The 8288-nt window shown below is 74.0% G+C and carries 9 protein-coding genes; 6 read left to right on the top strand and 3 right to left on the bottom strand.

The window, feature by feature from the left end; translation table 11 throughout:
- The 4 genes from I4I78_RS26495 to I4I78_RS26480 all read left to right on the top strand — a co-directional run.
- Positions 1-794 (top strand): SDR family NAD(P)-dependent oxidoreductase (locus I4I78_RS26495; protein WP_218614220.1); only part of this gene is annotated, 794 nt, incomplete at its 5' end.
- On the top strand, positions 791-1207 hold the full coding sequence (locus I4I78_RS26490; RefSeq protein ID WP_218614219.1) for a hypothetical protein: 417 nt from the start codon (positions 791-793) through the stop codon (positions 1205-1207). The genes I4I78_RS26495 and I4I78_RS26490, both read left to right, overlap by 4 nt.
- Positions 1204-1524: a MaoC/PaaZ C-terminal domain-containing protein gene (locus I4I78_RS26485; RefSeq protein WP_218614218.1), complete on the top strand. Its 321-nt coding sequence runs from the start codon at positions 1204-1206 to the stop codon at positions 1522-1524. Before I4I78_RS26490 ends, I4I78_RS26485 begins: the two co-directional genes overlap by 4 nt.
- A gap of 73 nt (positions 1525-1597) precedes the next feature.
- A complete protein-coding gene (locus I4I78_RS26480) occupies positions 1598-2638 on the top strand; it encodes an aldo/keto reductase (RefSeq protein WP_218614217.1) in 1041 nt (346 codons plus the stop codon).
- Positions 2639-2710: 72 nt separating this feature from the next.
- Here the strand turns inward: I4I78_RS26480 and I4I78_RS26475 are convergent, their stop codons facing one another.
- Both I4I78_RS26475 and I4I78_RS26470 read right to left on the bottom strand, forming a co-directional pair.
- A complete protein-coding gene (locus tag I4I78_RS26475; protein ID WP_218614216.1) occupies positions 2711-3547 on the bottom strand; it encodes an alpha/beta fold hydrolase in 837 nt (278 codons plus the stop codon).
- A gap of 110 nt (positions 3548-3657) precedes the next feature.
- Positions 3658-3978 (bottom strand): metalloregulator ArsR/SmtB family transcription factor, encoded by a 321-nt coding sequence (locus I4I78_RS26470; RefSeq protein ID WP_218614215.1) that lies wholly within the window; start codon positions 3976-3978, stop codon positions 3658-3660.
- A gap of 102 nt (positions 3979-4080) precedes the next feature.
- Here I4I78_RS26470 and I4I78_RS26465 point away from each other — a divergent pair, with 102 nt between their 5' ends.
- Positions 4081-6120, top strand: a complete 2040-nt coding sequence (locus I4I78_RS26465; protein ID WP_218614214.1) for a heavy metal translocating P-type ATPase — start codon at positions 4081-4083, stop codon at positions 6118-6120.
- On the opposite strand, the gene I4I78_RS26460 is transcribed toward I4I78_RS26465, so the two are convergent.
- On the bottom strand, positions 6031-6651 hold the full coding sequence (locus tag I4I78_RS26460; protein ID WP_218614213.1) for a TetR/AcrR family transcriptional regulator: 621 nt from the start codon (positions 6649-6651) through the stop codon (positions 6031-6033). The genes I4I78_RS26465 and I4I78_RS26460 overlap by 90 nt on opposite strands.
- A gap of 91 nt (positions 6652-6742) precedes the next feature.
- On the opposite strand from I4I78_RS26460, the gene I4I78_RS33990 reads away from it, so the two are divergent.
- Positions 6743-8288: HAMP domain-containing sensor histidine kinase (locus tag I4I78_RS33990; protein ID WP_218614212.1), on the top strand; the 1546-nt coding region annotated here is incomplete at its 3' end.

Here is an 8288-nt window from a genome sequence, read left to right as displayed (position 1 = left end):
TCGGGCGGTCCACCGTCGCCCTGCTGCGCGAGCGCGGCTGGCAGGTGGTGCTGGCGGACCTGAACTCCGGGACCGGAGCGGCCGCCGCCGAGGAGCTGGGGGCGACGTTCGTGCAGGTCGACGTGGCTGACGAGACCGCGGTGGCCGGCGCCGTCGGGGCCTGCGTGGAGCGGTTCGGGCGGATCGACGCGGTGGTCAACAACGCCGGCGTAGGCGGCGCGTTCGGGGCGATCACCGAGATCGAGGTCGCGGACTGGGACGAGACGTTCGCGGTACTGGTGCGCAGCGTCCTCCTGGGGATCAAGCACGGGGCGCGGGCGATGCGGGCGGCCGGACACGGCGGCGCGATCGTGAACACCGCCTCGGTCGCGGCGTTCAGCGGCGGCGCGGGCCCGCAGGCCTACTCGGCGGCCAAGGCAGCGGTAGTGAACCTGACCCGGGTCGCGGCCGAGGAGCTGGCGCCGGACCGGATCCGGGTGAACTCGGTGTCCCCCGGCCTGATCGTCACGCCACTGGCCGTCGACGACGAGGAGCGCACCGCCGCCGTGCTGCAGGACATCCAGCCGTGGCCGGACCTGGGCCGCCCGGACGACGTCGCCGAGGTGATCGCGTTCCTGGTCTCGGACGCGGCCCGCTTCGTCACCGGTGAGGACGTCACGGTCGACGGCGGCCTGCGCGCGGCGGGCCCGCGGATGCACGCCGCCTACGGCGGGCGTCCCGGCGACCGCGGCCTGACCGGGGTGAACCGCGGCAGCACCGGCGTCGCCCCGACGGTCCGGCAGACCGGTCGATGAGCCCGCGGATCCACCAGGAGTTCGACGACATCCCGTTCGACGCGCTCGTGCCCGGCTCCGTGCACACCGGGCGGTACCCGATCACCGCCGAGCTGGTCGCGGAGTACGACCGCCTGGCCGGGCCCGGCCCGGTCCGGGGCCCGGGCGTCGCGCCCTCGTCGGTGTTCGCCACGTTCGACCCGGTCTACCGGACGATGGGCGGGCGGATGGAGCAGGGCAGCGTGCACGTCCGCCAGCAGATCCTGCCGTTCGCCGACGCGCGGGTCGGCGACGACCTGGACGTCGCGGTCACGGTGGCCGAGGCCGGGTACGTCCGGGACCGGCCCACCGTCGTGCTGGAGGTGGAGTACCGGCGCGGCGACGAGCTCCTGGCCCGGACCCGGTCCACCATCCTCTGGGGGTTCTCGTCGTGACGACACGGACGATCACCCAGGACGACATCGACGCGTTCGGCGTCCTCAGCGGCGGCACCGGACTGATCCACACCGAGCCGGACTACGCCGCGTCGACCCGGTTCGGGGCGACCCTGGTGCAGGGGATCTTCCTGGCGGCACTGGTCCAGCAGGAGCTGCCACCCGGCTGGACGGCGCTGGAGCTGCAGTTCGTGGCCCCGGTCCGGGTCGGCACCCCGATCGAGATCGTGCTGGGCTCCGACCGGGGCGGCCTCGCGATCGAGGTCCGCACCCCGGACGGCCCGGCGGTGCTCGGGTCGGCGGCCCGGGCCGGCTGATCGACGACCCGTGTGAACGACCCGGGGTGGACGGCGCCGCATGGAGCGCCGTGTTCCGGGGAATGTCGGACCCATGGAGTACAGACAGCTCGGACGGTCGGGCCTGCGCGTCTCGACCATGACCCTCGGCACGATGACCTTCGGCGGGCAGGGCAACTTCGCCAACCTCGGCAACACCGACGTCGACGGCGCGCGCAGGCTCGTCGACCTGTGTCTCGACCGCGGCGTCAACATGATCGACACCGCCGACGTCTACTCGCAGGGCGCCTCGGAGGAGATCGTCGGCAAGGCGGTCGAGGGCCGGCGCGACGACCTGCTGCTGGCCACGAAGGTCCGGATGCCGATGGGCGACGGGCCGAACGACGCCGGCCTGTCCCGCGAGCACATCGTGCGCGGCTGCGAGGACAGCCTGCGCCGCCTCGGGGTCGACCACATCGACCTCTACCAGGTGCACGCCTGGGACGGGCAGACGCCGCTGGAGGAGACGCTCGAGGCGCTGGACACGCTCGTGCGCAAGGGCAAGGTCCGCTACGTCGGCTGCTCGAACTACTCGGCGTGGCACCTGATGAAGGCGCTCGGGGTCTCCGAGCGCGAGCATCTGCAGCGCTTCGTCTCCCAGCAGATCCACTACACGCTGCAGGAGCGCGCCGCCGAGCAGGAGCTCGTCCCGGCCACGATCGACCAGGACCTGGGCATCCTCGTGTGGAGCCCGATGGCGGGCGGGCTGCTCTCGGGCAAGTTCCGCCGCGACAAGGACTCCCCGGAGACCTCGCGCCACCTCACCGAGTGGAGCGAGCCCCCGGTGCACGACCAGGAGCGCCTCTACGACATCGTCGAGGTCGCGGTCGAGATCGGCGAGGCGCACGGGGTGTCCGCGGCGCAGGTGTCGCTGGCCTGGCTGCTGCGCAAGCCCGGCGTGTCGTCGCTGATCGTCGGGGCGCGGAACGCCGAGCAGCTCGGCGACAACCTGGCCGCGGCCGAGCTCGCCCTCACCGACGACGAGGTCGCCCGCCTCGACGAGGTCAGCGCGACCCCGCTGCGCTACCCCTACTGGCACCAGAAGCAGACGGCGTCGGACCGGCTCTCCGCGGCCGACCTGACCCTGCTCGGCTAGCCGGCCGTACCCGCCACAGACGCGAAACGGGCCGACCGCGATGGGCGGCCGGCCCGTTCGTCGTCGGACGTATCAGCTCTTCAGGAAGTCGATCAGAGCCTTGTTGAACTCGTCCGGGTGCGTGGCGTTGAGCCCGTGCGGGCCGCCCTCGATCAGGGCCAGCTGCGAACCCTCGATCGACTCGTGCGAGCGCTTGCCGGACACCTCGAACGGCACGATGCCGTCGGCGTCGCCGTGGATGACCAGCGTCGGGACGGTCACCTTCTCGATGTCCCCGCGGAAGTCGGTGCGCCCGAACGCGGTGATGCAGTCCAGCGTGCCCTTCGGCGAGGCGAACTCGGCGATGGCGCGGTGGTAGAGCCGGTTCGGCTCGCTGATCAGGTCGGTCCGGTCGCCCGCCGCGAAGAAGCTCGTCGTGAAGTCGTCGAGGAACGCGATCCGGTCGCCGGTCACGCCGCCCTGGAACTGCTCGATCGTCGCGTCGTCGAGGCCGCCGTCCGGGTTGTCGTCGGACTTGTAGAGATACGGCGGGACGGCAGCGGCCAGCACGGCCTTCGCCACCCGGTCGGTGCCGTGCTTCGCGATGTAGCGGACGACCTCGCCGCCGCCCATCGAGAAGCCGACCAGCGTCGCGTCGCGCAGGTCCAGGTGTACGAGCAGCGCGTGCAGGTCGTCGGCGAAGGTGTCGTAGTCGTAGCCCTCCCACGGCTGCGACGAGTCACCGAACCCGCGGCGGTCGTAGGTGATCACCCGGTGCCCGGCCTCGACCAGCGCGGGGACCTGCTTCTCCCAGGACCGGCCGGACAGCGGCCAGCCGTGGATGAGCACGACCGGCGAACCGGAGCCGTTGTCCTCGTAGTGGAGCTCCACCTGGTCGTTGTTCTCGGTTCCTACGCTCAGACGAGCCATGGGTCTCCTCCGTGGTCGTGGAGCCGGCCGGTGGCCGGCGCGTCACCACCGGGGTTGCCGGATCACGCAGCGTTCAACCCCGAACGCCCGTGTCGTCCCGACGACGGCGGTCAGCTCGTGACGGCGCGGTCGCGCCCGAGGGCCTGCGCGAGCAGCGCGCGGACGTTCGGGTCCTCGACGGTGTAGTAGACGAACGTGCCCTCGCGGCGGTTCTCCACCACCCCGGCCAGGCGCAGCTTGGCCAGGTGCTGGCTCACCGCCGTCGGTGCGGCGCCGACCAGGTCGGCCAGGCAGGCGACGGACGACTCGCCCTGCAGCAGCGCCCAGAGGATCTTGATCCGGGTCGGGTCGGCCAGCATGCGGAGCGAGTCCGCGGCGCGGCGGACCACGTCCTCGTCCGGCATCTCGAAGCCGGGGATCGACTCGTGCACCCGGCCACCCTACCTCGCCTGCACATCTGCGTGACTGCACCGATGAGCGGATAAGATCATCTGATTGCGTACCTTCGTGAGTACGCAGGTAGTGTGACCGACATGCGATCCGCCCTGCGACTCGACGAGGTCCGATGGGCCGTGGTGTCCCTGGCCGCGTTCCTGGTGGCCGTCACGGCCGACCTGCTCGGTGCGCCGGTGGCGCTCGTCGGCGCGGCCTACCTGGCCTGCTACCTCGCCGGCGGCTGGGAGCCGCTGCGGGAGGGGCTGCGCGCGCTGCGCGGGCGGACCCTGGACGTGGACCTGCTGATGGTGGTGGCCGCGGTCGCTGCCGCGTCGATCGGGCAGTGGTTCGACGGCGGGCTGCTGATCGTCATCTTCGCGAGCTCCGGCGCGCTGGAGGCGGTGATGACGGCGCGCACCCGCTCCAGCATCGACGCGCTGCTCGACCTGGCCCCGGAGACCGCGACGCTGGTCGGTCCGGACGGCGAGCGCGAGGTCGCGGCCGCGGACCTCGTCGTCGGCGACGAGGTGCTGGTCCGCCCCGGCGAGCGGATCCCCGGCGACGGGGCGGTGCTCGAGGGCGTCAGCGAGGTCGACACGTCGAGCCTCACCGGCGAGCCGGTGCCGGCGCGCCGCGGTCCGGGCGACGACGTGCTCGCCGGCACCGTGAACGGGACCGGGGTGCTGCGGGTGCGGGTCGCGCGTGACGCCGCCGACTCGGTGGCCGCCGGGATCGCCGTGCAGGTGGCACGGGCCAGCGAGACGAGGTCGCACCGGCAGCTGTTCATCGAGCGGGTCGAGCAGCGCTACTCGGTGGTCGTGGTCGTCGCGGCGCTGGCGTTGCTGACCGTGCCGCTGCTGGCCGGGGCGGACTTCCGGGAGACGCTGCTGCGCGCCATGACGTTCATGATCGTCGCCTCGCCGTGCGCGATCGTGCTGGCGACGATGCCGCCGTTGCTGGCCGCGATCGCGGTCGCCGGGCGGCGCGGCACGCTGGTCAAGGACGCGACCGTGCTGGAGGCGCTGGCCGAGGTCGACGCCGTGGTGCTGGACAAGACGGGCACGCTCACCGTCGGGCGCCCGCAGGTCGTCGACGTCGTGGGCGTCGGCGGGTACGCCGCGGACGAGGTGCTCGCGCTCGCCGCCGCGGCCGAGTCGGGCTCCGAGCACGTGCTCGGACGGGCGGTGCGCGGGCACGCCGGGGCGCGCGGGCTGCTGGTCCCGGAGGCCGGGGAGTTCACCGCGCTGCCCGGGGAGGGCGTCCGGGCCCGGGTGCGACCCCGGACCGGCGGGCCGGTGACCGTAACGGTCGGCCGCCCGGACCCGGACGGCGCCGTGTCGCCGGAGGTGACCGCGCAGCACCGGGCCGGACGCACCGCCGTGCTGGTGCAGGTCGACGGCGCGGTGGCGGGCGTGATCGGGCTGGCCGACGAGCCCCGCGACGGCGCCGCGGACGCGCTGGCCGAGCTGCGCCGGGTCGTCGGCGTCGAGCCGGAGGTGCTCACCGGGGACGCCGCGGAGCCGGCCCGGGTGATCGGTGACCGGCTGGGCCTGGCCCGCGTGCACTCCGGGCTGCTGCCCGCGGACAAGCTCGCGCACGTGCGGGTCCTGCAGCGCGGGGGCCGTCGGGTGCTCGCCGCCGGCGACGGCATCAACGACGCCCCGTTGCTGGCCGGGGCGGACGTCGGCCTGGTCGTCGGCGCCCATGCGGGTGCCGGGGGAACGGGCGCAGGCGGAACGGGTGCCGGTGCGCTGAGCATCGAGGCCGCGAACGGGGTGCTGATGCGCGACCCGCTCGGGTCACTGGCCCCGTTGGTGGAGCTGGCCCGCCGCGCCCGCCGGGTGGCGCGGGTGAACCTGGCCTTCGCCGCGGCGGTGATCGTCGTCCTGGTCGGCTGGGACCTGTTCGGGACGCTGCCGCTGGCGGTCGGCGTGGCCGGGCACGAGCTCTCGACGGTGCTGGTCTGCCTGAACGGCCTGCGCCTGCTGGCCGGTTCGCGGCGTGGTGCCCGCCGCGGTGGACGGAGCGGTGAACAGGGCGGCGCCGGATCAGCCCGCGTCGAGCGCGCCGAGGGCCATCCGGCGCAGGACGCCGACCTCGACGTGCAGGTCCGCGCCGGGGCCCCCGGCGGCCGCTGACGGAGCCGGGTCGGCCGCGGACGAGGCCGAGTACGGGGTGGAGTTCATCAGCCCGAACACCCCGTGTGCGGCGACCCGGGCCGCGGACGGGGACATCTGCGGGTGCACCCGGCGCAGCGTGTCCACCCAGATCTCGACGTAGGTCCGCTGCAGCTGGCGGACCCGGCGCCGCGCCTCGTCGGGCAGGTTGGCCAGGTCACGGTCCTGCACCACGATCAGTTCCGGCTCCCGGGTGGCGAACTCGACGTGGAACTCGACCAGGTCGGCCAGCTCGGCGCGGGGGTCGCCGCCGCGGCTGCGCGCCCGGCCGCCCTCGAGCAGGCGCTCGCTGATCCCGACGAGCATCTCCGCGAGCAGCGCCTCCTTGCCGGAGAAGTGCCGGTAGAGCGCCGGGCCGCTGACGCCGACGGCCGCGCCCAGGTCGGCGATGCTCACGCCGTGGAAGCCGTGCCGGGCGAACAGGCGGGCGGCCACCGCGAGGATCTGCTCCCGCCGGGACGGCGCCGGCGGCCCGTCCGGGGCGGTCGTCATCGGACCAGCGTAACCCCCGGGGTTAACGTCCGTTCACGCTCGGTGAGGCTCCTCAGCCCGTGCTCAGGCTGCGCCGGATACCCTGGTCGGCGTGAAGCGCGCCGTGTCCTGGCTGCGCGCCCGGATGGGCGTGCGGGTGGTGTCCGCGCTCGCGGCCGCCGCCGCGGTGGCGGTCGTCCTGGCGGTGGCCGGCGTCTCGCTGGTCCTGCTGCTCGACCACCAGCTGCGCCAGTCGAGCGAGTCCTCGGCGGAGAGCCAGGCCGAGGTGCTCGGGCAGCGGATCGCCGGGAACTTCACCGGCAGCGGCGACGCCAAGCGGAACTCGATCGACGCGACCGGTAAGCGCGGCGACATCGTCCAGGTGCTCACCGACTACGGCGACGACTCCGACGACCCGGACAGCCGCGTCGGCTCGAACGGCCCGCAGACCGACGTCCAGGTGATCGGTTCCTCGGACACCCTGGACAGCCAGCCGCGGATGGTGGAGTGGCTGCTCGCCCCGCGCCAGACCCTGGTCGTGCCGAGCGCGGAGATCACGCTCGCGGACGGCAGCACCGAGGAGGTGACGATCGTCGGGAAGGGCTTCCGGGCGACCGGTCGCCCGATCACCGTGCTGGCCGCGCAGCCGCTCAAGTCGGTGCACCAGGCCGTGGACACGGTCGCGGTGATGGTCTCGGTCGGCATCCCGATCCTGGTACTGGTCACCGGGTTCTTCACCTACCTGTTCGCGGGGCGGGCCCTGCGCCCGGTCGAGGCGATGCGCCGGCGCGTGGCCGGGCTGACCGACCGGGACCTCGACCGGCGGGTGCCGGAGCCGCACACCCAGGACGAGGTCGGCCGCCTCGCCCGCACGATGAACCAGATGCTCTCCCGCCTGCAGGACTCGCAGGCCACCCAGCGTCGCTTCGTCGCCGACGCCAGCCACGAGCTCCGCAGCCCGCTGGCCACCGTGTCCACCGGTCTGGAACTGCTCGGCAACGGCATGGGCAAGGACTCGGCGGACCTGGCGACCGTGCAGACCCTGCGCGGCGAGACCGGCCGGCTGACCAGCCTCGTCGAGGGCCTGCTGTTCCTGGCCCGCGCCGACGAGCGGGGGCTCGCGCCGCGCCGCGAGGAGGTCGACCTCGACGAGATCGTCGAGGCCGAGCGGGTGCGCCCGAGCGCGGACACCCGGGTCTCGGTGACCGTCTCGACCGAGCCGGTGCGGGTGGTCGGCGACCGGGGCCAGCTGGTCCGGGTGCTGCGCAACCTGGTGGACAACGCACGCCGGCACGCCGAGACGACGGTGTCGGTCTCGCTGCGGGCCGACGGCGACCTGGCCGTGATCGACGTCGACGACGACGGCGCCGGTGTCCCCGAGGCCGACCGGGCGCGGGTGTTCGAGCGGTTCGTCCGGCTCGACGAGGCGCGGGCGCGCGGCGACGGCGGGTCCGGTCTCGGGCTCGCGATCGTCGCCGAGCTGGTCTCGGCGCACGGCGGGACGGTGACCGCGGGCGAGGCCGAGACGCTCGGCGGGGCGCGGTTCCGGGCCACGGTGCCGCTGTCCGGCACCCCCGGTTCGCTCGAGCCGGGTGCGCCGGAGTCGGCGACCTCGGACGCCGGACAGGACGGCCCGTCCGGCTCCGACGGCCCGGACC

The sequence above is a fragment of the Pseudonocardia sp. KRD291 genome (assembly GCF_019263595.1).
GTDB lineage: Bacteria > Actinomycetota > Actinomycetes > Mycobacteriales > Pseudonocardiaceae > Pseudonocardia.
The sequence above is the reverse complement of the archived record's forward strand: the minus strand, read 5'-3'. Positions and strand labels throughout refer to the sequence as shown.

What these genes read in the sequence shown, in the direction of transcription:
- I4I78_RS26475 (WP_218614216.1), bottom strand. Translation starts at nt 3,547, where the DNA reads ATGGCTCGTCTGAGCGTAGGAACCGAGAACAACGACCAGGTGGAGCTC.
- I4I78_RS26490 (WP_218614219.1), top strand. Translation starts at nt 791, where the DNA reads ATGAGCCCGCGGATCCACCAGGAGTTCGACGACATCCCGTTCGACGCG.
- I4I78_RS26460 (WP_218614213.1), bottom strand. Translation starts at nt 6,651, where the DNA reads ATGACGACCGCCCCGGACGGGCCGCCGGCGCCGTCCCGGCGGGAGCAG.
- I4I78_RS26465 (WP_218614214.1), top strand. Translation starts at nt 4,081, where the DNA reads ATGCGATCCGCCCTGCGACTCGACGAGGTCCGATGGGCCGTGGTGTCC.
- I4I78_RS26480 (WP_218614217.1), top strand. Translation starts at nt 1,598, where the DNA reads ATGGAGTACAGACAGCTCGGACGGTCGGGCCTGCGCGTCTCGACCATG.